22 protein-coding genes, 1 pseudogene and 1 other annotated feature are annotated in these 19,927 nt (G+C 54.6%); of the genes and pseudogenes, 14 read left to right on the forward strand and 9 right to left on the reverse strand.

Features of this window, described 5'->3' with window-relative positions; all coding sequences use genetic code 11:
• Window positions 1–20: 20 nt before the first annotated feature.
• From RAC65_RS00560 to RAC65_RS00570, 3 genes and pseudogenes are all read right to left on the reverse strand, one after another.
• A pseudogene (locus RAC65_RS00560) lies at window positions 21–596 on the reverse strand (EamA family transporter).
• A 79-nt stretch (window positions 597–675) separates the two neighbouring features.
• The gene (gene nadE, locus RAC65_RS00565) at window positions 676–1,500 is read right to left on the reverse strand and encodes an ammonia-dependent NAD(+) synthetase (protein ID WP_033741113.1); all 825 of its coding nucleotides are present in this window, start codon (window positions 1,498–1,500) and stop codon (window positions 676–678) included.
• 128 nt (window positions 1,501–1,628) lie between these two features.
• A complete protein-coding gene (locus tag RAC65_RS00570; protein WP_006118943.1) occupies window positions 1,629–2,819 on the reverse strand; it encodes a multidrug effflux MFS transporter in 1,191 nt (396 codons plus the stop codon).
• A gap of 244 nt (window positions 2,820–3,063) precedes the next feature.
• Between RAC65_RS00570 and osmE the strand changes: the two genes are divergently transcribed.
• On the forward strand, window positions 3,064–3,399 hold the full coding sequence (gene osmE, locus RAC65_RS00575; RefSeq protein WP_006118944.1) for an osmotically-inducible lipoprotein OsmE: 336 nt from the start codon (window positions 3,064–3,066) through the stop codon (window positions 3,397–3,399).
• Window positions 3,400–3,452: 53 nt separating this feature from the next.
• Here the strand turns inward: osmE and RAC65_RS00580 are convergent, their stop codons facing one another.
• The 4 genes from RAC65_RS00580 to hxpB form a co-directional block, all read right to left on the reverse strand.
• A complete protein-coding gene (locus RAC65_RS00580; RefSeq protein ID WP_006118945.1) occupies window positions 3,453–3,863 on the reverse strand; it encodes a DUF6515 family protein in 411 nt (136 codons plus the stop codon).
• A 193-nt stretch (window positions 3,864–4,056) separates the two neighbouring features.
• Window positions 4,057–5,448: an L-cystine transporter gene (locus RAC65_RS00585; protein ID WP_375096236.1), complete on the reverse strand. Its 1,392-nt coding sequence runs from the start codon at window positions 5,446–5,448 to the stop codon at window positions 4,057–4,059.
• A gap of 149 nt (window positions 5,449–5,597) precedes the next feature.
• Window positions 5,598–6,188 (reverse strand): metal-dependent hydrolase, encoded by a 591-nt coding sequence (locus RAC65_RS00590; RefSeq protein ID WP_033741117.1) that lies wholly within the window; start codon window positions 6,186–6,188, stop codon window positions 5,598–5,600.
• Between the two features lie 130 nt (window positions 6,189–6,318).
• Window positions 6,319–6,987, reverse strand: a complete 669-nt coding sequence (hxpB, locus tag RAC65_RS00595; RefSeq protein ID WP_039340657.1) for a hexitol phosphatase HxpB — start codon at window positions 6,985–6,987, stop codon at window positions 6,319–6,321.
• Between the two features lie 153 nt (window positions 6,988–7,140).
• Between hxpB and RAC65_RS00600 the strand changes: the two genes are divergently transcribed.
• Entirely contained in the window at window positions 7,141–7,677 is a 537-nt protein-coding gene (locus RAC65_RS00600) for a YniB family protein (RefSeq protein WP_375096237.1), read from the forward strand.
• A 4-nt stretch (window positions 7,678–7,681) separates the two neighbouring features.
• On the opposite strand, the gene RAC65_RS00605 is transcribed toward RAC65_RS00600, so the two are convergent.
• Both RAC65_RS00605 and ghoS read right to left on the reverse strand, forming a co-directional pair.
• The gene (locus RAC65_RS00605; RefSeq protein WP_058701722.1) at window positions 7,682–8,575 is read right to left on the reverse strand and encodes a fructosamine kinase family protein; all 894 of its coding nucleotides are present in this window, start codon (window positions 8,573–8,575) and stop codon (window positions 7,682–7,684) included.
• A 79-nt stretch (window positions 8,576–8,654) separates the two neighbouring features.
• Window positions 8,655–8,957 carry a type V toxin-antitoxin system endoribonuclease antitoxin GhoS gene (gene ghoS, locus RAC65_RS00610; protein WP_058701723.1) on the reverse strand — a complete coding sequence of 101 codons (303 nt, stop codon included), beginning with the start codon at window positions 8,955–8,957 and terminating at the stop codon, window positions 8,655–8,657.
• Between the two features lie 351 nt (window positions 8,958–9,308).
• Here ghoS and RAC65_RS00615 point away from each other — a divergent pair, with 351 nt between their 5' ends.
• The 12 genes from RAC65_RS00615 to btuD all read left to right on the forward strand — a co-directional run bounded on the left by RAC65_RS00615 (window position 9,309) and on the right by btuD (window position 19,924).
• Window positions 9,309–10,070: a YdiY family protein gene (locus RAC65_RS00615; RefSeq protein ID WP_006118952.1), complete on the forward strand. Its 762-nt coding sequence runs from the start codon at window positions 9,309–9,311 to the stop codon at window positions 10,068–10,070.
• 247 nt (window positions 10,071–10,317) lie between these two features.
• On the forward strand, window positions 10,318–12,246 hold the full coding sequence (gene thrS / locus RAC65_RS00620) for a threonine--tRNA ligase (protein ID WP_375096238.1): 1,929 nt from the start codon (window positions 10,318–10,320) through the stop codon (window positions 12,244–12,246).
• Between the two features lie 3 nt (window positions 12,247–12,249).
• On the forward strand, window positions 12,250–12,801 hold the full coding sequence (gene infC / locus RAC65_RS00625) for a translation initiation factor IF-3 (protein WP_006118954.1): 552 nt from the start codon (window positions 12,250–12,252) through the stop codon (window positions 12,799–12,801).
• Between the two features lie 100 nt (window positions 12,802–12,901).
• Complete coding sequence (gene rpmI, locus RAC65_RS00630) at window positions 12,902–13,099, forward strand: 50S ribosomal protein L35 (protein ID WP_006118955.1); 198 nt, start codon at window positions 12,902–12,904, stop codon at window positions 13,097–13,099.
• A 44-nt stretch (window positions 13,100–13,143) separates the two neighbouring features.
• On the forward strand, window positions 13,144–13,500 hold the full coding sequence (rplT, locus tag RAC65_RS00635; protein ID WP_006118956.1) for a 50S ribosomal protein L20: 357 nt from the start codon (window positions 13,144–13,146) through the stop codon (window positions 13,498–13,500).
• Window positions 13,501–13,616: 116 nt separating this feature from the next.
• Window positions 13,617–13,742: a sequence feature (Phe leader region), on the forward strand.
• On the forward strand, window positions 13,622–13,666 hold the full coding sequence (pheM, locus tag RAC65_RS00640; RefSeq protein WP_106120997.1) for a pheST operon leader peptide PheM: 45 nt from the start codon (window positions 13,622–13,624) through the stop codon (window positions 13,664–13,666). It overlaps the preceding feature by 45 nt.
• Before the next feature lie 71 nt (window positions 13,743–13,813).
• The gene (gene pheS / locus RAC65_RS00645) at window positions 13,814–14,797 is read left to right on the forward strand and encodes a phenylalanine--tRNA ligase subunit alpha (RefSeq protein ID WP_033741123.1); all 984 of its coding nucleotides are present in this window, start codon (window positions 13,814–13,816) and stop codon (window positions 14,795–14,797) included.
• Window positions 14,798–14,811: 14 nt separating this feature from the next.
• Window positions 14,812–17,199, forward strand: a complete 2,388-nt coding sequence (gene pheT, locus RAC65_RS00650) for a phenylalanine--tRNA ligase subunit beta (RefSeq protein ID WP_054687802.1) — start codon at window positions 14,812–14,814, stop codon at window positions 17,197–17,199.
• A 4-nt stretch (window positions 17,200–17,203) separates the two neighbouring features.
• Complete coding sequence (gene ihfA / locus RAC65_RS00655) at window positions 17,204–17,506, forward strand: integration host factor subunit alpha (RefSeq protein WP_006118960.1); 303 nt, start codon at window positions 17,204–17,206, stop codon at window positions 17,504–17,506.
• A gap of 99 nt (window positions 17,507–17,605) precedes the next feature.
• Window positions 17,606–18,613 carry a vitamin B12 ABC transporter permease BtuC gene (gene btuC, locus RAC65_RS00660; protein ID WP_058701724.1) on the forward strand — a complete coding sequence of 336 codons (1,008 nt, stop codon included), beginning with the start codon at window positions 17,606–17,608 and terminating at the stop codon, window positions 18,611–18,613.
• A gap of 15 nt (window positions 18,614–18,628) precedes the next feature.
• A complete protein-coding gene (locus tag RAC65_RS00665) occupies window positions 18,629–19,174 on the forward strand; it encodes a glutathione peroxidase (RefSeq protein WP_039340642.1) in 546 nt (181 codons plus the stop codon).
• Entirely contained in the window at window positions 19,175–19,924 is a 750-nt protein-coding gene (gene btuD / locus RAC65_RS00670) for a vitamin B12 ABC transporter ATP-binding protein BtuD (protein ID WP_058701725.1), read from the forward strand.
• Window positions 19,925–19,927 lie beyond the last annotated feature (3 nt).

Raw genomic sequence — 19,927 nt, forward strand, 5'->3', positions numbered from 1 at the left:
AATGATCGCCAGCCTCAGATTCATAACCGGTATGTTGCCCGCCAGCCGATCAGCGAGCCTGCGGTGATCAGGGCAACACCTTGCCAGAAGCTGGCGGGCGGTGTCAGGCCCAGCCATAAGGTGGCCAGCAAGGCGGACAGCACGGGCGTAAAACAGGAGGCGGTCGCCAGCAGGGGCAAATTTCCCTGCTGAATGCCGTCGTTCCAGGCAGAGTAGGCCACGGCGGTAGAGGCACCCACGAACAGCACTTGCGCCAGCGCGGCTGCGCTGACGTGCATCGCTTCCTGCTGTGTGCCGAACGCAAATTTAAGCCAGCGCGCCAGCGCGGTGACGATAAAAAACAGTGAAACACCGTTGCTACCGCATGCATAACGGCGTGTCACATTGTTATAAAGCGCCCGGGCCAGGGCTGCCGCCCACCAGCAGATAGCGACGGGGCAGGACACGCGGATCGGGCAGGCCTCTTGTCAGGCACAACAGCAGGGCGGTGATGGAATAGATCAGGGCGGCACCGCCGGTGGGGCCAAAAGCCTCACTGACGCTACGCAGCAGACCCAGGGTGGTACTCAGAGTAAAATTGCGCTCAGCCCGGTCAGGGTGGCGTTCGTGTAACGTTACGGACATGGGGTTTCAGCAGTTAAGGCAACCCTTGCCGGGCGGCAAGGGTCGGCGGCGTTATTTCCAGAAATCGTCAAAAACAGTGATAGGCGGTCGACGTTTGTGCTCGGTTTTCAGATACCAGCCTTCAATGATTTTCGCGCTGTCCGGATCGATCGTTTTCCCTTCAAGGTAGTCATCGATCATGTCGTAGGTGACGCCCAGTGCGACTTCATCCTGCAGACCGGGGCGATCGTCTTCTAAATCGGCGGTCGGTTTTTTCAGATACAGATGTTCCGGGCAACCCAGCGTTTTCAGCAGCAGTTTGCCCTGGCGCTTATTGAGGCGGAAGATAGGGTTAATATCGCTGCCGCCATCGCCGTACTTGGTAAAGAAGCCCGTGACGGCTTCTGCGCCATGGTCGGTGCCCACCACCACGCCTTTGGTCATACCGGCAATGCTGTACTGCGCTTTCATACGCTCACGGGCTTTCTCATTGCCGCGGACGAAATCCGACAGCACAATGCCGGCGTCTTTCAGCGCGCGCTCACTGGCCAGCACCGCTTCTTTAATATTGACCACCAGCGAGCGGTCTGGCTGGATGAAGGCCAGCGCATCCTGGCAGTCCTGCTCATCAGCCTGCACGCCGTAAGGCAGACGCACCGCGATAAAGGTGTAGTCGTTATCGCCTGTTTCCTGGCGAAGCTCCGTGATCGCCATCTGGGCCAGCTTGCCCGTCAGGGTAGAATCTTGTCCGCCGCTGATACCGAGTATTAACGCCTTCAGGCCGCTGTGGCGCGTTAAATACGCTTTGAGGAAATCCACGCTGGTACGAATTTCCTGCTGCGGATCGATAGTGGGTTTCACACCCAGTGCGGTAATGATTTCCTGCTGCAGTGACATCAACATCTCCTTAAGTCTTTAGCCAGCCGGCACAATACAAAGCCTGTCTTAAAGCTAACGCGCATCCCCGAAAACAACAAGCCAAAGCGGGTGATGTTTTCTTTTTGCTGGTCTGAATCCGACAATTTTTACCTCAGCGGAGGTTTTTTTGCCAAAACGATAAAGGTCAGTATAGCCAGCATGAAGCAACCAAATATCGTCAACGTCATACTGATTACTGATGTGCCGCCCATCCCGGTTACCGGCACGGCGAGTGCGCCCAGAGTGAACATCGTCACGCCAATGACAGCCGAGGCGCTACCGGCACGTTGCCCCTGACTTTGCATCGCCAGTGAGGCGGCGGTGGTGGCAATGACACCATTGCTGGCAATCGAAAAGAACAGCGCAACCAGCAGCAGCGGGAGCGGGGCGTGCGTTAACCCGGCGGCCAGCAGCGCGCTGGAGGCCACGAATGCCAGCATCAGGCCGCCTTTCAGGACGCGATATTCACCCCACAGCGGGCAGAGACGGGCGCTGGTCTGCGAGGCAATCACTAAACCGATACCGTTGGCGGCAAAGCAAAAGCTGAACGCCTGGGGCGACAGACCGTAGATTTCCTGCAGCACGAACGGCGATGCGCCGATATAGGCGAACATGCCCGACATCATAAACCCTTGCGTCAGGCAGAAACCCATAAAGGCACGGTGGGTGATGACCTGCCCCAGCGCAGCATAAGCAGCAAAAACCGAGCCCTGACTCCGCCGATCAACGGGCAGACTTTCATGCAGTTTCCCGCGCGCCAGCAGGATGAGCAAAATGGCGATGCCGCTCAGCACAACAAAAATACCGCGCCAGTCCAGCACGGTCATCAGGGCTCCGCCCAGTACGGGGGCGCCAATAGGGGCAAGGCCGTTAACCAGCATCAGCAGCGCAAAAAAGCGCGTCAGTTCATGGCCATTGTACATATCGCGCGCTACCGCCCGTGACAGCACCGCACCGCCCGCTCCCGCTAATCCCTGAAACAGACGAGCCAGTAACAGTTGATCGATAGTCTGGGCAAGGGCGCAGCCCAGCGACGCGATAAACAACAACGTCAGTGACAGGGTCAGAGGGCGCAGACGACCAAATTTGTCGCTCATGGGACCAAACAGAAGCTGACCGGCGCCCAGTCCCAGCAGGCCGGCGGTAAGGCTGAGCTGTGCCGTAGACGTTGGCGTAGCCAGGTCACTGGCTAACTGCGGCAGGGCGGGCAGATACAGATCGATGCACAACGGTCCCAGCGCAGCCAGTAATCCCAGGGTGATGGCGTAAACCAGCCGGTTGGGTGAGGAAAGCGTCATTTGGCCTCTGATGATAATGTTTAAGTGACGTTGTCACAAAAGTGCATTCAGCGCGTCTTTTGTGCCTGTAAAAACGGCACTGGCCAACACGCAATGGTGCAGTGAGCCAGCATGCCTGGTCTGTTCTGGCGCATTTTAACAAATCCCGCGAGACAGATTGAGTTTAAGTCTGTCATTAACTTGATAAAAACCGTTTTATGTTCCAGGCTTTTCACCACATGGACAAAAAATGAGGAACAACAAGATGAATAAAGTGATGGGATGTATCGCTGCAGCGCTGACGCTGGCTGCGCTCTCTGGTTGTACGACTTACGATCGTGCGGAAAGCTACGTGACTAAGCCAGTGGTTAAGGACGTCAAAAAAGGCATGACCCGCCAGCAGGTCCGTCAGATTGCTGGCCCTGCTTCAACTGAAATCACCATGGTGCATGCGCGCGGTACCTGTCAGACCTATGTGATTGGCGAGCGTGACGGTAAAGCACAGACTTACTTCGTCAGCTATAACGATATGGGTCGCGTGATGAACTACGGCTTCCAGAGCTGTGCTGAATACGATACCGATCCGCAGGTTAAGCAGTAAATTTTCGCTGACCTGAAAAAACGGCTCGCTTATGGCGAGCCGTTTTTTTATCTCTACAGTCCAGCCGGACGCGGCACTTCAACGTAGCTGCCGTTAATCTCCCGCTGATAGTAATGCCCGTCCTGCACGTAGAACCGTCGGCCATTAAAATCCAGCACCCGCATACCGCCGACGCTGCTGACATAGGTCGGAGCAGGCGGCTCAACAACCACGTACTCATCACCGTGTCGCTGATAATAACTGCCATTCAGCAAATAGTAGGTTAATCCCCCAATCAGAACCGCCGTTGCCGCCAGTGGCAGAACGTGGAAATGGTCAGGACCATGCCAGCGTGGCGCAGGACCATGCCAGCCTGGGCCGGGCCGGTACCAGTGAGGGCCGGGCCCCCAGTCGCCGGGGCGCGCAAACACTGCGCTGGGCGTAATCATCGCTAACGCGAGGAATGAAGCGATAACCGTTTTCATGTGCATTCTCCTGCTGTGACTCGCTGCAGAATTCTCCTTTTAGCGTCCAAAAACAAGCAGAAAGCGCACGTATTATTGCCCCTTTACCACGCTTAACGTTTCCTTAACGTGAATGTAAAGAGAGAGGGGAAATAAGGAGAAACAGGCAGGGAAAAGGGAGAAGACCTGGCACCGGGTGCCAGGTCAGATGTGATTAGCTGTGCTCTAATTCACGGTGTTCGTCTTGCTCAAGAACGCGTCGGTCTGTCAGGCCCAGCCAGCGACTGGTCAGGGAACCTGCGGTCATTGCACCATTCACGTTCAACGCGGTTCTGCCCATATCGATCAACGGCTCGATCGAAATCAGCAGCGCGACCAGCGTGACGGGCAGGCCCATCGCGGGCAGCACGATTAACGCCGCGAAAGTCGCGCCACCGCCGACACCGGCAACGCCCGCTGAGCTCAACGTCACAATGCCCACCAGGGTGGCAATCCACAGCGGATCAAACGGGTTAATGCCCACTGTCGGCGCTACCATCACGGCCAGCATGGTCGGATAAAGGCCGGCACAACCGTTCTGCCCGATCGTAGCGCCAAACGACGCCGAGAAACTGGCAATGGATTCCGGCACGCCCAGACGACGGGTTTGCGCTTCCACGTTCAGCGGAATGCTGGCGGCACTGGAGCGGCTGGTGAAGGCAAAGGTCAGCACGGGCCAGACTTTGCGGAAAAAGCGCATAGGGTTGATGCCGTTTACGGACAGCAGCAGACCGTGTACCACAAACATAATGCCCAGGCCCAGATAGGATGCGACCACGAAGCTACCCAGCTTAATGATGTCCTGCAGGTTCGATCCGGCAACTACTTTAGTCATCAGCGCCAGCACGCCGTAAGGCGTCAGTTTCATGATCAGGCGCACCAGCTTCATCACCCATGACTGCAGCGTATCGATCGCCGTCAGGACACGCTGGCCTTTCACTTCGTCATCTTTAAGCAGGTGCAGGGCCGCCACGCCTAAAAAGGCTGCGAAGATGACGACACTGATAATCGAGGTGGGGCTGGCACCGGTTAAATCGGCAAAGGGGTTTTTCGGGATAAAGGACAGGATAAGCTGCGCCGCCGTCAGATCGGCCACTTTGCCTACATAGTTATTCTGGATGGCACTCAGACGCGCCGTTTCCTGGGCACCCTGTACCAGGCCGGTTGCATTAAGATGGAACAGCCCGGTCACGAAAACCCCGACCAGCGCCGCAATCGCGGTCGTAAACAGCAGCACCCCAATGGTCAGGAAACTGATTTTGCCCAGCGAAGAGGCGTTATGCAGGCGCGCCACCGCGCTCAGAATTGAGACAAAGACCAGCGGCATCACGATCATCTGCAACAGCTGGACATAGCCGTTACCGACCACGTTAAACCAGCCAATTGACGCTTTGACCGTATCGCTGTTACTGCCGTAAATAAACTGCAGCGCCAGGCCAAACGCGAAGCCAAACACTAACCCGACCAGCACTTTTTTTGACAGACTCCAGTTGGCGCGGCTCAGGCGTGACAGCAGAAGCAGCAGCACCACAAAGGCAATGATATTAAGCGTTAAAGGGATATCCATAGAAACTCCGAATCATGCAGCATTCCCCTGGTAAGGAAAGCAAAAGTAGTTATTGTTCATACAGGTGTCCGGAAATGGTATCAGGTGAATTTAGTGCGATCTTATATCCAAATGGAATAGCTTATAACTTTGCTTGAGCGGCCAGTGGCTCAGGAGCCGGAATGCCCGGACAGGAGGCGGCTGACGCCGTTTTGCAAGGTATCAAATACCTGAGTGGGCCAGCCATTTTCGCCAAACGCAGGCATCCCTGGCGGGAACCACAGCGCGTAAGCCATCAGGCACAGGCACAGAGCGCGCTCCAGTTGATTGCCTTTTTGGCTGTTCAGAATGGGCAGACGAAAACGCCAGCGACAGGGCCAGAGCAGAGGAACGCCGGCCGGAGTGAGCATATCGGCCACAATGTGGCTCAGGTAACCCAGCGTCATGCCCTGCAGAACATCGGCGGGCACCGGCCAGCTTTTCGGCACGTTAATCTGGAACAGCCACAGGCCAGCCGCGACGGCAAGCAGGCTGTGGGTGAACCCGCGATGACCAAATGCCCGGGCAATGGGATGCGACAACCAGCGCAGGCGCTGGCCCAGCAAGGACTTAGGATGATCGATGTCAGGCAGCAGGCAGGTCAGCAGGCTGGCGGGAATTAAATGCCACCAGTCCGCCTGAGCCATCACCGGGGTGAGCTCGGCCCGTTTCGCAAAAATGGCGCTGGCAACTGCAAAAAAGATATGGCCTTCGGCCGTCATGATAAACCTGGCTGCAAAAGAAACTGTCAATGCATCCAGTATAGGGATTTATCCAGTAAATGAGAACCTGTGACGCTGTAACGAAGCGTTAATTTTTAAGGGGATGCAACAGGTTACAGCGCCTTTGCGGTTAAGCCTGCAAATGCTCCCGCGTTAACTGCGTCAGGCTGCTCAGCTTCACGTCGGCAAGCGCCCAGCGGGCATCATCCTGATGGCTGGCTGCCGGAATCACAATTGATCGCATTCGTGCGGCTTTGCTTGCTACCATGCCGTTCACCGAATCTTCCAGCGCGACGCAGTGAAGCGGATCAATGCCCAGCGCCTCGGCGGCGTTGAGGTAGACCTGCGGATGCGGCTTGCTGTAGGGCAGATGTTCGGCGGAAGACAGCACATCAAAATAGTGATTCAGGTTAAACATCGCCAGTACCTGTTCCAGCATGAAGCGGGGCGATGCGGAAACCAGGCCGGTCTTCAGGCCGTGCTGTTTGCACAATGAGAGGGCGGACTCAACACCGGGCAGAAGCGGGCGGTTTATCGCAATCAGTTCCATTGCACGGGCGATGATACGCTGTGTGACCGCTTCCTGACTTGGTCCCGACCAGGGCAACGTTTCGTACCACATGCGCACCGTCTGATCGATACGTAATCCGAGCGTATCAGGTAATTCGTGGCGTCGGGTCAAATCGATATTCAGGGTTGAGAAGATGTCCATTTCAGCCTGATCCCAGAGAGGTTCAGAATCAATCAACAATCCATCCATATCAAATAAAGCTGCAAAAACAGGGCGGTGGTAAGACATGTGTCGCTCCTTAAAAAGTTCAGGCTACCTTAGCATGAACACAGGGTTGGTGCGCAGATGAGGCGAAACGGGCGCAGACCGCTCTTTTTTTTGGGAAAATTCTGCAAGGGCAGGTAGACTGAAGCAAATGGGATTTTGGGTTCAGGAGATATCATGACCTATCAACAGGCTGGCCGCATTGCCATCCTTAAGCGTGTCGCTGGCTGGGTGATTTTTTTACTCGCGTTGCTGTCTACCATCATTTCACTGCTGAGCTTTTTGTTTAAGCACAGTGAAAAGAAACCCGGTATTGATGCCGTAATGCTGGATTTCATTCATGTCATGGTGGATATGATTCGCTTTAATACGCCGTTTCTGAATGTGTTCTGGCACAACTCACCGGTGCCCGAGTTCAATGGACAGATGAATCTGGGCTTCTGGCTTATCTATATTTTGATTTTTGTCGGGCTGGCGCTGGAAGCGTCCGGTGCGCGCATGGGACGTCAGGTGCGCCATGTGCGGGAAGGGATTGAAGATCAGATGATTCTTGAGCAGGCAAAAGGCAGCGATGGTCGGACCCGGCAGCAGCTGGAAGAAAAGGTACGGGTCCCACGCCACACCATTTTTCTGCAGATTTTCCCGCTCTACATCCTGCCGCTGGTGATTGCCATCGCCGGTTACTTTCTGCTTTCTCTGCTTGGTTTTCTCTAAACGATCAGGCCGGTTTCACCTGACCGGCTGCCCGTGCATCGTCATCCAGCAACTGGCCCACGGCAAACTGCGCCGCGCCCAGCCAGTTGCCGCCAAACACGTTGGCCCGGTTCAGGAGATAGTAAAGCTGATAAACCGGCTGACGCTGCGAAAAGCCATCGGGTAATGGCCAGCTCTGGTGATAACCGTCAAAGATCGCCTTCGGCAGATCGGTAAACCAGCTCAGCATCGCCAGGTCGCATTCCCGGTCGCCCCAGTAACAGGCAGGATCGAAAATCCAGGGGCCACTCTCGCTGCCCGCACAGTTAGCTGGCCACAGATCGCCGTGGAGCAGGGAAGGTTGAGGGTGATGGGACGCCAGGGTCCGTTGCACACAATCAATAATCCGTTCGGCATCGCCGTACAGAATGCCTTTCTCAGCGGCAATCTGCAGTTGCCAGCCGATTCGTTGCTCCGCAAAGAAAACTGACCAGCGCCGCAACCAGCTGTTGGGCTGTGGTGTAGAGGTCAGATTATTATCGAAATCAAGCCCGAACTGAGGTTGCTCGCTCCACTGATGCAGACGCGCCAACTGCTGGCCTAACTGGTAGGCGCTCTGCGGATTCAGGGGCTGAGGTTTGATAAATTCCAGCAGCAGGAAACTGTAGTCACGATCGCTGCCAACGCCATAAACGTCCGGAACGCGGACCGTCTGGGTACGGCGCAGCAGGGCGAGTTGATCGGCTTCCCAGCTAAACAGGGACACTTTATCGCGGCTGTTGCACTTCACAAACACATCCTGCTCACCATAGCGGATGAGCCAGGCGGGATGAACATCACCCCCGGGGAGTTCGTGACGTTGGGTAATTTCGGCGTTGCCAAATTGCTCGTTTAACAGACGACTAATGGCTGACCACATCGGGTTATCCTCTTTATTCGCTGCCTGAGTTCAATTGTAACGCGGACGCACGCGATAAAAACCTGCGCGTGTGCACAGACTAGTCTGCGGCACCTGTTGCTTGGCGCAGAAAGTCGTCAAGCGTGGTCAACGTCACGTCGGGTTTCTGGCCCAGCGCGCTTTCGCCCGCGGCAAGAGCCTGCTGTTTTAGCGCGACCTCATCCAGTGTGGTGACAATGCCAAAACTGTTGGTGCCAAGCTCATGGGCGGTGCCACTGTCATCCATTAACGTGGTAGAGAAGCCCCCTGATGTCAGAGCACCGGTCAGGTTCAGAACGTCACTGAGTCCGGCTTCCTGATAATGAAAGGTCACGACATAGCGATGTAGATCTCCACTGCTCATTTTGCACCTCGAAAGGGTTAAATATCACACAGCGTAGTACAGGGTGAAAAAACAGGCGAATAATGAAGGGGATGAGCCAACAATTCGGACTAAACTGTTTACCGTTTGTGCGGATGCTGGCGACCCGAACGTATGTAAATCTTGTAAACGAACAGATGTTATTTGGCAAAAACAACTCTATAATGCGCGCCGAACTCAGGTTAACGTCCAGCAAATACGGGACGTTACGCTAATGCATGATGTTCTGAGCGAATTCATATCTCTTTACAAAAGTTACGGTAAAGGGGATTGATCGCACCGGGAAACCCTTCAGAATCTTCGTTTTCAAAACTGTTGCACGGATCACACTTAATGAACGCCTTTAACAAGCTGTCTGCTGTTCTATTGCTCTCTGCCGGAGCGTTTTGTCACCAGGCGCTGGCCGATAACGCGGTCTTCACCGCGATGGATGACCCTTCAACGGCGAAAAAGCCTTTTGAAGGATCGGCCTCTGCAGGTTACCTGGCGCAAACCGGTAACACCACCAGCTCATCGTTGACCGCACAGACCAACATGACCTGGTATACAGAATCAATGGCCTACAGCTTGTGGGGCAATGCCGCGAATACCTCTGCAAACGATGAGCGCTCGTCCGAAACCTATAACGTAGGTGCGCGTTCGCGTTACAACATGAGCGCCTATGACTACCTGTTTGGTCAGGCAAGCTGGTTAAGTGACCGTTACAATGGTTATGACGGACGCGATGTCCTGACCGCCGGTTATGGTCGTCAGATCCTGAATGGCCCGGTGCATTCACTGCGTGCGGAATTCGGTCCTGGTGTCCGTTACGACGATTACCGCGAAGGTGGCCATAAAACGCAGGCGCTGGCTTACGGTGCGGTGAGCTACCAGTGGCAGCTGACAGATACCACCAAATTCATTCAGGGTGTTTCCGTGCTGAGCTCACTGGGTGACGATACGACAGTGAACTCTGAAACGGGCTTACAGGTAGCGATTAATGACCATTTCGCTCTGAAACTGGCGTATAACGTCACCTGGAACAACAATCCACCTGAGTCTGCGCCCGACCATACGGATACCAAAACCACGGTCATGCTGACGTACGCGATGTAATCCGCGTTAACTCTGTCTGACGGAGAAGCGGTCTGGCCTGGGGCCTGGCCGCTTTTTTTTGATCTGTCTGAGAGTTAGCGGAAAGGCATGGGTTTTGCTCACGTCTGAAAACTGCTATTATTCGTGCCGCATCAACTTCCTGGCGACATTCCGACAATGTGGGTCTGATTTCACGCCAGGTGAATCAAACTACTCAATTTTGTATGTAGGCTTTCGTGTGGCTTACCACTGCAACTAAGGACATTCTATGCCTGTAATTACGCTTCCTGATGGCAGCCAGCGCACTTATGATCGCCCTGTCAGCGTGATGGACATCGCGCTTGATATCGGCCCCGGTCTGGCCAAAGCCTGTATCGCCGGACGAGTGAACGGTGAACTGGTCGATGCGGTTGATCCCATCACCGACGACGCGTCTGTCGCCATTATTACTGCAAAAGACGAAGCGGGTCTTGAAATCATCCGTCACTCTTGCGCGCACCTGTTAGGCCATGCCATTAAGCAGCTGTGGCCCGACACGAAAATGGCTATTGGTCCGGTTATCGACAACGGTTTCTACTATGATGTCGATATCGATCGCACGCTGACCCAGGAAGATATTGAGCTGCTGGAAAAACGCATGCATCAGTTGGCTGAGACCAACTACGATGTCGTGAAGAAGAAGGTTAGCTGGCAGGAAGCGCGCGATGTCTTCGCGGCGCGGGGTGAAGTCTATAAGACCACCATCCTGGACGAGAATATCAGCCATGATGATCGCCCTGGGCTGTATCATCATGAAGAATACGTCGATATGTGCCGCGGTCCGCACGTACCGAATATGCGTTTTTGTCACCATTTCAAACTGCAGAAAATTTCAGGTGCCTACTGGCGTGGCGACAGCGACAACAAAATGTTGCAGCGCATCTACGGCACCGCCTGGGCCGATAAAAAGCAGCTGTCTGCCTATCTGCAGCGTCTGGAAGAAGCGGCGAAGCGCGACCACCGTAAGATCGGTAAACAGCTCGACCTCTACCATATGCAGGAAGAAGCGCCGGGTATGGTTTTCTGGCATAATGACGGCTGGACAATTTTCCGTGAACTGGAAGTGTTCGTCCGCAGTAAGCTGAAAGAGTACCAGTACCAGGAAGTAAAAGGTCCGTTCATGATGGACCGCGTGTTGTGGGAAAAAACCGGTCACTGGGAAAACTACAAAGATGCGATGTTTACGACCTCTTCGGAGAACCGTGAGTACTGCATCAAGCCAATGAACTGCCCGGGTCATGTGCAAATCTTTAATCAGGGGCTGAAATCCTATCGCGATTTGCCACTGCGTATGGCCGAGTTCGGGAGCTGCCACCGTAATGAACCCTCAGGTGCGTTACATGGTCTGATGCGCGTTCGTGGCTTTACTCAGGATGATGCCCATATTTTCTGTACGGAAGATCAACTGCGCGCCGAAGTGAACAGCTGTATCCGCATGGTTTACGACATGTACAGCACCTTTGGCTTTGAAAAGATCGTGGTGAAACTGTCTACCCGTCCTGAAAAACGCATCGGTTCTGATGAAACCTGGGATCGTGCAGAAGAGGATCTGGCTGCGGCGCTCAATGAAAAGAACATTGCGTTTGAATACCAGCCGGGTGAGGGCGCCTTCTACGGCCCGAAAATTGAATTTACTCTATACGATTGCCTTGACCGTGCCTGGCAGTGCGGAACAGTTCAGCTAGACTTTTCCCTGCCTAAACGTCTGGATGCCACTTACGTGGGTGAAAACAACGATCGTCAGACGCCCGTGATGATTCACCGTGCGATTCTGGGGTCGATGGAACGCTTTATCGGTATTTTGACCGAAGAGTTTGCCGGTTTCTTCCCTAGCTGGCTGGCACCAGTGCAGGCTGTCGTCATGAATATTACCGACGGTCAGGCAGAATATGTTGAGACTTTGACACGTAAATTGCAGAATGCTGGCATTCGTGTGAAAGCGGACTTGAGAAACGAGAAGATAGGCTTTAAAATCCGCGAGCACACATTACGTCGCGTCCCTTATATGTTGGTCTGTGGTGATAAAGAGGTGGAAGCTGGCAAAGTGGCCGTTCGCACCCGCCGTGGTAAAGACCTTGGGTCGATGGATGTCGATGTGTTTGTTGAGAAGCTGCAGCAAGAGATTCGCAGCCGCAATCTTCACCAATTGGAGGAATAAGGTATTAAAGGCGGAAAACGAGTACAACCTACGCGTCCGAATCGCATCAACAGTGAAATTCGCGCAACAGAAGTGCGCTTAACAGGCGTTGAAGGCGAGCAACTTGGTATTGTCAGTCTACGCGAAGCTTTGGAAAAAGCTGAGGAAGCGGGTGTAGATTTAGTTGAAATCAGCCCGAACGCCGAACCGCCGGTTTGCCGCATTATGGATTACGGCAAGTTCCTCTATGAAAAAAGCAAATCTTCTAAGGAACAGAAGAAGAAGCAAAAAGTTATTCAGGTTAAGGAAATTAAATTCCGTCCTGGAACCGATGATGGCGACTATCAGGTCAAACTACGCAACCTGATTCGCTTTCTGGAAGAAGGCGATAAAGCCAAAATCACGCTGCGTTTCCGCGGTCGTGAGATGGCGCACCAGCAGATCGGTATGGAAGTGCTTAACCGCGTCCGTAAAGACCTGTGTGATGATCTGGATTTGGCTATTGTCGAATCCTTCCCTTCGAAGATCGAAGGCCGCCAGATGATCATGGTGCTCGCACCTAAGAAGAAACAGTAGGCATTCAAGTAGCAATGACCGCGCAGCGCTCGCGTTGTGCGGTTTGTTGTTCGCCTGTCTGGGTCATGTTATCAACAATGCGAAGTGGATATTTTTTAAAATGCCAAAGATTAAAACTGTACGTGGCGCGGCTAAGCGCTTCAAGAAGACCGCTTCTGGCGGCTTCAAGCGTAAACACGCGAACCTGCGTCATATTCTGACTAAGAAATCTACCAAGCGTAAACGTCACCTGCGTCCGAAAGGCATGGTGTCTAAAGGCGATCTGGGTCTGGTTGTTGCCTGCCTGCCGTACGCATAAGTAAATTTTTTTAATTAATTCAGAATATTAAACAGGAGAGCTAAATGGCTCGTGTAAAACGTGGTGTAGTTGCTCGCGCACGTCACAAAAAAATCTTAAAACAAGCTAAAGGTTACTACGGTGCACGTTCACGTGTTTACCGCGTTGCCTTCCAGGCTGTTATCAAAGCTGGTCAGTATGCTTACCGCGACCGTCGTCAACGTAAGCGTCAGTTCCGTCAGCTGTGGATCGCGCGTATCAACGCAGCGGCGCGTCAGAACGGTATGTCTTACAGCCGTTTCATCAATGGTCTGAAAAAAGCAGCCATTGAAATTGACCGTAAAATCCTGGCCGACATCGCTGTATTCGACAAAGTGGCATTCACTGCACTGGTAGAAAAAGCGAAATCAGCTCTGGCGTAAGTCAGTTGAAAAAGGGAGCTTGCTCCCTTTTTTATTACCTGTAACCTGAGCAAAAGATTGACTTTTTCGCCTCTGCGCTTTTCAATAGTGCCGTTGAGTATCACGACAAGGTAACGCAAGCATGAATGCTGCTATTTTCCGTTTCTTTTTTTACTTTAGCGCCTGACAATCAGGGGCTTTTGCGCATAAGAAAAGAAACGAAAAATCGCGCTGAAAGCCTCCCACGTGGAGGCTTTTTTATTTTTGGCGCTGGCATATTGGACCGGCAGGTCCCAACAAGTACTAACCAGCCTGACTGGAAAAAGAGGAAAACATGTCCCAACTAGCAGAACTGGTGGCGAACGCCACGGCGGCCATCGACGGGGCGACCGATATCGCCGCCCTTGACGCGGTGCGCGTCGAATATCTGGGGAAAAAAGGGCATCTGACTTTGCAGATGACCACGTTGCGTGAGCTGCCAGCAGAAGAGCGTCCAGCAGCCGGTGCCGTGATTAACGAAGCCAAACAGCAGGTGACAGATCGTCTGAATGCCCGCAAAGAAGCGATGGAGTCGGCGGCGCTCAACGCCCGTCTGGCGGCGGAAACCATCGATGTCTCGCTGCCGGGACGCCGTATCGAAAACGGTGGGCTGCATCCGGTTACCCGTACTATCGATCGCATCGAAACCTTCTTTGGTGAACTGGGCTTTGCGGTGGTGACCGGCCCGGAAATTGAAGACGATTACCATAACTTTGACGCGCTGAATATCCCCGGCCATCACCCGGCACGTGCCGATCACGACACCTTCTGGTTCGATGCCACTCGCCTGCTGCGTACGCAGACATCCGGCGTACAGATCCGCACGATGAAAAACCAGCAGCCGCCGCTGCGCATTATCGCCCCGGGCCGCGTGTACCGTAACGACTACGATCAGACACACACGCCGATGTTCCACCAGATGGAAGGCCTGATCGTCGATAAGAACATCAACTTCACCAACCTGAAAGGCACGCTGCACGATTTCCTGAACAACTTCTTTGAGGAAGATTTGCAGATCCGTTTCCGTCCGTCTTACTTCCCGTTCACCGAACCGTCTGCGGAAGTGGATGTGATGGGGAAAAACGGCAAGTGGCTGGAAGTGCTGGGCTGCGGCATGGTGCATCCTAACGTGCTGCGCAACGTCGGTATCGATCCGGAAGTCTACTCGGGCTTCGCCTTTGGTATGGGCATGGAGCGTCTGACCATGCTGCGTTACGGCGTGACCGATTTACGCGCATTCTTCGAAAATGATTTACGTTTCCTCAAACAATTTAAGTAAGGGCAGGTTATCCAATGAAATTCAGTGAACTCTGGTTACGCGAATGGGTAAATCCAGCCCTTGACAGCGCAGCGCTGTCAGAACAAATCACCATGGCGGGTCTGGAAGTGGATGGCGTTGAGCCAGTGGCTGGCGCGTTTCATGGCGTGGTGGTCGGTGAGGTCGTAGAGTGCGGTCAGCACCCGAATGCCGACAAGCTGCGCGTGACCAAAATCAACACCGGGGGCGATCGTCTGCTGGATATCGTGTGCGGTGCACCGAACTGTCGTCAGGGCCTGAAAGTGGCCGTCGCCACCGTGGGTGCCGTTCTGCCGGGCGATTTCAAAATCAAAGCCGCAAAGCTGCGCGGTGAACCCTCGGAAGGCATGCTGTGCTCGTTCTCGGAGCTGGGTATTTCCGATGATCACAATGGCATTATTGAACTGCCTGCCGATGCGCCTGTGGGCACCGATATCCGTGACTATCTGCAGTTAGATGACAACACCATCGAAATCAGCGTGACGCCTAACCGCGCTGACTGTCTGGGCATCATGGGCATCGCTCGGGATGTTGCGGTCCTGAACGGCCTGCCGCTGAATACGCCCGCCATCGAGTCGGTCACTGCCACGATTCCCGATACCTTCCCGATTCGCGTTGACGCGACCGATGCCTGTCCTCGCTATTTAGGCCGGGTGGTCAAAGGCGTGAACGTTGCCGCAGCAACGCCGCTGTGGATGAGAGAGAAACTGCGCCGCTGCGGTATTCGCTCTATCGATCCGGTCGTGGATATCACCAACTACGTGCTGCTGGAGCTGGGTCAGCCGATGCACGCCTTCGATCTGGATCGTCTTGACGGCGGGATCGTGGTGCGCATGGCAGAAGAGGGCGAAGCACTCACGCTGCTGGATGGTACAGAAGCCAGACTCAGCAGCGATACGCTGGTCATTGCTGACCACCAGAAAGCGCTGGCGATGGGCGGCATTTTTGGCGGTGAGCATTCCGGCGTAAACACCGAAACGCAAAATATTTTACTGGAATGCGCCTGGTTTGAGCCGCTGGCGATTACCGGCCGGGCGCGTCGTCATGGTTTGCATACGGATGCTTCACATCGTTACGAGCGTGGTGTGGATTCGGCGCTGCAGCACAAGGCGATGGCGCGGGCGACGCAGCTGCTGCTGAGCATCTGTGGCGGCGAAGCCGGTCCGGTTATCGATCAGACGGTAGAGGCCGCGTTGCCGGTGCCAGCCACCATCACCTTACGTCGTGAGAAGCTGGATCGCTTAATCGGTCATGTGGTCAGCGATGCCCAGGTGACCGACATTCTGACCCGCCTTGGTTGTCAGGTGAGCGTAGGCAATCAGGAATGGCAGGCGGTCGCACCGACCTGGCGCTTCGATATGGCTATCGAAGAAGACCTGGTGGAAGAGATTGCGCGCATCTACGGTTACAACAATATCCCCAACGTGCCGGTGCAGGCCGGGCTGGTGATGACGAAGCACCGTGAAGCCAACCTGTCGCTGAAACGCGCGAAGATGCTGCTGGTGGATAAAGGCTATCAGGAGGCCATTACCTACAGCTTCGTGGATCCAAAAGTCCAGCAGTTGCTGCATCCCGGCGAAGAGGCATTGCTGCTGCCAAGCCCGATTTCCAGCGATATGTCCACCATGCGTCTGTCGCTGTGGACCGGTTTGCTGAGCGCCGTGGTCTATAACCAGAATCGTCAGCAGAGCCGCGTGCGCCTGTTTGAGAGCGGCCTGCGTTTTGTGCCTGATACACAGGCAGATTTAGGTATCCGTCAGGATTTGATGCTGGCCGGCGTACTGAGTGGCAATCGCTTCGAAGAGCACTGGGATCTGGCGCGCCAGGCGGTTGACTTCTATGATTTGAAAGGCGATTTAGAGTCATTACTGGATTTAACCGGTAAGCTCGACGCCATCACTTTCCGTGCAGAAGCGAATCCGGCGTTACATCCGGGACAAAGTGCGGCAATTTATTTGCATGATGAACGAATCGGATTTATCGGAGTGGTTCATCCCGAACTTGAACGTAAGCTGGATCTCAACGGTCGCACCTTAGTCTTTGAACTGCTTTGGAATAAGGTCGCAGACCGCGTCCTGCCTGATGCGCAAGAGATTTCGCGCTTCCCGGCAAACCGCCGAGATATCGCCGTTGTTGTGGCGGAAAACGTGCCCGCAGCAGATATCATCGCAGAGTGTAAGAAAGTTGGCGTAAATCAGGTAGTTGGCGTAAACTTGTTTGACGTGTACCGAGGTAAGGGTGTTTCCGAGGGCTATAAGAGCCTCGCAATCAGCCTGATTTTGCAGGATACCAGCCGGACACTCGAAGAAGAGGAGATTGCCGCGACGGTTGCCAAATGCGTTGCGGCATTAAAAGAGCGATTCCAGGCAACCTTGAGGGATTGAACCTATGGCGCTTACAAAAGCTGAGATGTCAGAATACCTGTTTGAGAAACTCGGGCTGAGCAAACGTGATGCAAAAGAGTTAGTGGAGCTGTTTTTCGAAGAGGTTCGCCGCGCTTTGGAAAATGGAGAACAGGTTAAACTGTCGGGGTTTGGTAATTTTGATCTGCGTGACAAAAACCAACGTCCGGGCAGAAACCCAAAAACGGGAGAGGATATTCCGATTACTGCACGTCGCGTAGTCACCTTCCGTCCAGGGCAGAAGCTTAAAAGTCGCGTTGAGAACGCCACACCCAAAGACAGTGACTGATCCCAGTGTTTTAAAAAGGCCGCGCAAGCGGCCTTTTTCATTTCTTTTTTTCGCAATCCTTTTACAATCAATTCCCTGTTACCCAGATCAATTCCGCTTATGTCCCAGTTTGAACAACTTGCACGGCACAGCACACGGCAAAATCAAAAATGGCTGATGGGCCTGAGTCTGCTGCTGCTGGCGCTTTTTACGGTCAGCCTGTGTGCAGGCGAGCGCTGGATAGGGCCTGCCGCCTGGTGGAGTGAGAGCGGCAGGCTGTTTGTCGGCCAGTTACGTTTACCCCGTACCGTCGCGGTGATGCTGGTGGGGGCGGCGCTGGCGTTGAGCGGGGTGATGATGCAGGCGCTGTTTACCAATCCGCTGGCCGAGCCCGGCCTGCTGGGGGTGTCCAGCGGGGCAGGCATTGGCCTGGTGGCGGGCGTGCTGTTCAGCGGTGGCGCATTATGGAGCCTCTCGCTTTCGGCGATAGCGGGCGCGTTGGTGATTACGCTGATTCTGCTGCACTTTGCCCACCGCCATTTATCCGTCAGCCGTTTGTTGCTCACCGGCGTAGCGTTGGGCATGATTTGCAGCGCGATGATGACCTGGGCGGTGTATTTCAGCAGCAGTCTCGATTTGCGCCAACTGATGTACTGGATGATGGGCGGATTCAGCGGCATCGACTGGCGTTATGGCTGGATGATGCTGGCGTTATTGCCGGTGATTCTGGCCAGCATGACGGCGGCCCGCGCGCTCAATCTGTTGGCCCTCGGTGAGACCTCCGCGCGCCAGTTAGGACTGTCTCTGGTCTGCTGGCGTAATCTGCTGGTGCTAGCCATGGGCTGGCTGGTCGGGGTAAGCGTTGCGCTGGCCGGGGCGATAGGATTTGTCGGGCTGGTCATTCCTCATCTGTTACGCCTGGTGGGATTGCACGATCATCGTGCGTTGCTGCCGGCCTCCGCGCTGGCAGGGGCCAGCGTACTGCTGGGGGCAGATATTATTGCCCGTCTGGCACTGGCCTCGGCTGAGTTGCCTGTTGGCGTGGTCACGGCCACGCTGGGTGCGCCATTGTTTATCGTTCTGTTAGTCAAATCGACACGTCAGCCTGCGCTGACAAACAAGTCTTAACCACAGGAACCCCGTATGAGCATTTATCAAACTGAACTGGTTACGCTGGATGGTGAGAAAACCACGCTGTCTGCCTGGCAGGGCAACGTCCTGCTGGTGGTGAACGTGGCCTCGAAATGTGGTTTAACGCCGCAATACGAAGCACTGGAAAATATCCATGAAGCCTGGCATGACCAGGGCTTCAGTGTACTGGGTTTTCCGTGCAATCAGTTCCTGGAGCAGGAACCCGGCACCAGCGAAGAAATCAAGACGTTTTGCAGCACCACCTACGGTGTGACCTTTCCTCTGTTCGAAAAATGTGAGGTGAATGGTGAACATCGTCATCCGCTTTATGCGCAGCTGGTGGCCGCAAAACCGGATGCCGTTCGGCCGGAAGAAAGTGGCTTTTATGAGCGTATGGTCAGTAAAGGCCGGGCACCAAAAGCGCCAGGGGATATTTTGTGGAATTTTGAAAAATTCCTGATTGGACGTGACGGCAGCGTGATCCAGCGTTTCTCGCCCGATATGTCGCCAGAAGACCCGATTATTCTGGAAACGATTAAGGTCGCGCTGGCGAAATAGGTGTTACTCAGCCTGCAAGCGGTCGCCGTTGCCGGACGGCTGCAACCGGTGAGCGGTGCGCTTCATGCCGGGCATCTGATCCATCTGGTGGGCCCGAATGGCGCGGGCAAAAGCACCTTGTTGTCCGCGCTGGCCGGTCTGGAGCCGATAACCGGTCAGATGACTTTACAGGATAAAGCGCTGGCTGACTGGCCCGGACCGGCGCTGGCCCGGGTGCGCGGCTGGCTGCCTCAACAGCAGCTGCCACCTGGCATGATGCCGGTTTATCACTATCTTCGTTTGCATCTGGCGTCTTCAGGGCCACACAATGATGCGCGGTTAATGAGCTTACTCGCCCGGCTGCAGTTGACAGAAAAACTCTCCCGACCGCTGAATCAGCTTTCCGGGGGCGAATGGCAGCGCGTCCGACTCTGTGCGGTCATGGCACAAATCGATCCGCAGATTAATGCGGACGGTAAACTGCTGATTCTTGACGAACCCATGACGGCGCTGGATGTGGCGCAGCAACACGCGGTCGATAATCTGATTCAGGAACTCTGTCGTGCAGGGGTTTGTGTGATTGCCAGCAGCCATGACCTTAACCACAGCCTGTGGCATGCCGATCGGGTCTGGCTGTTGCATCAGGGCGCGGTTGTGGCACAGGGTAAACCCTGTGAGATCCTGCGCCCGGAACAGCTCACGCCACTCTACGGTATCCCTTTCCGACAACTCACCCTGGAAGGCCGTCCGCTGCTAACGGTTTTACCCTGAGAC

It is taken from the genome of Pantoea sp. BS_8 (assembly GCF_041954965.1).
Taxonomy (GTDB): domain Bacteria; phylum Pseudomonadota; class Gammaproteobacteria; order Enterobacterales; family Enterobacteriaceae; genus Pantoea; species Pantoea stewartii.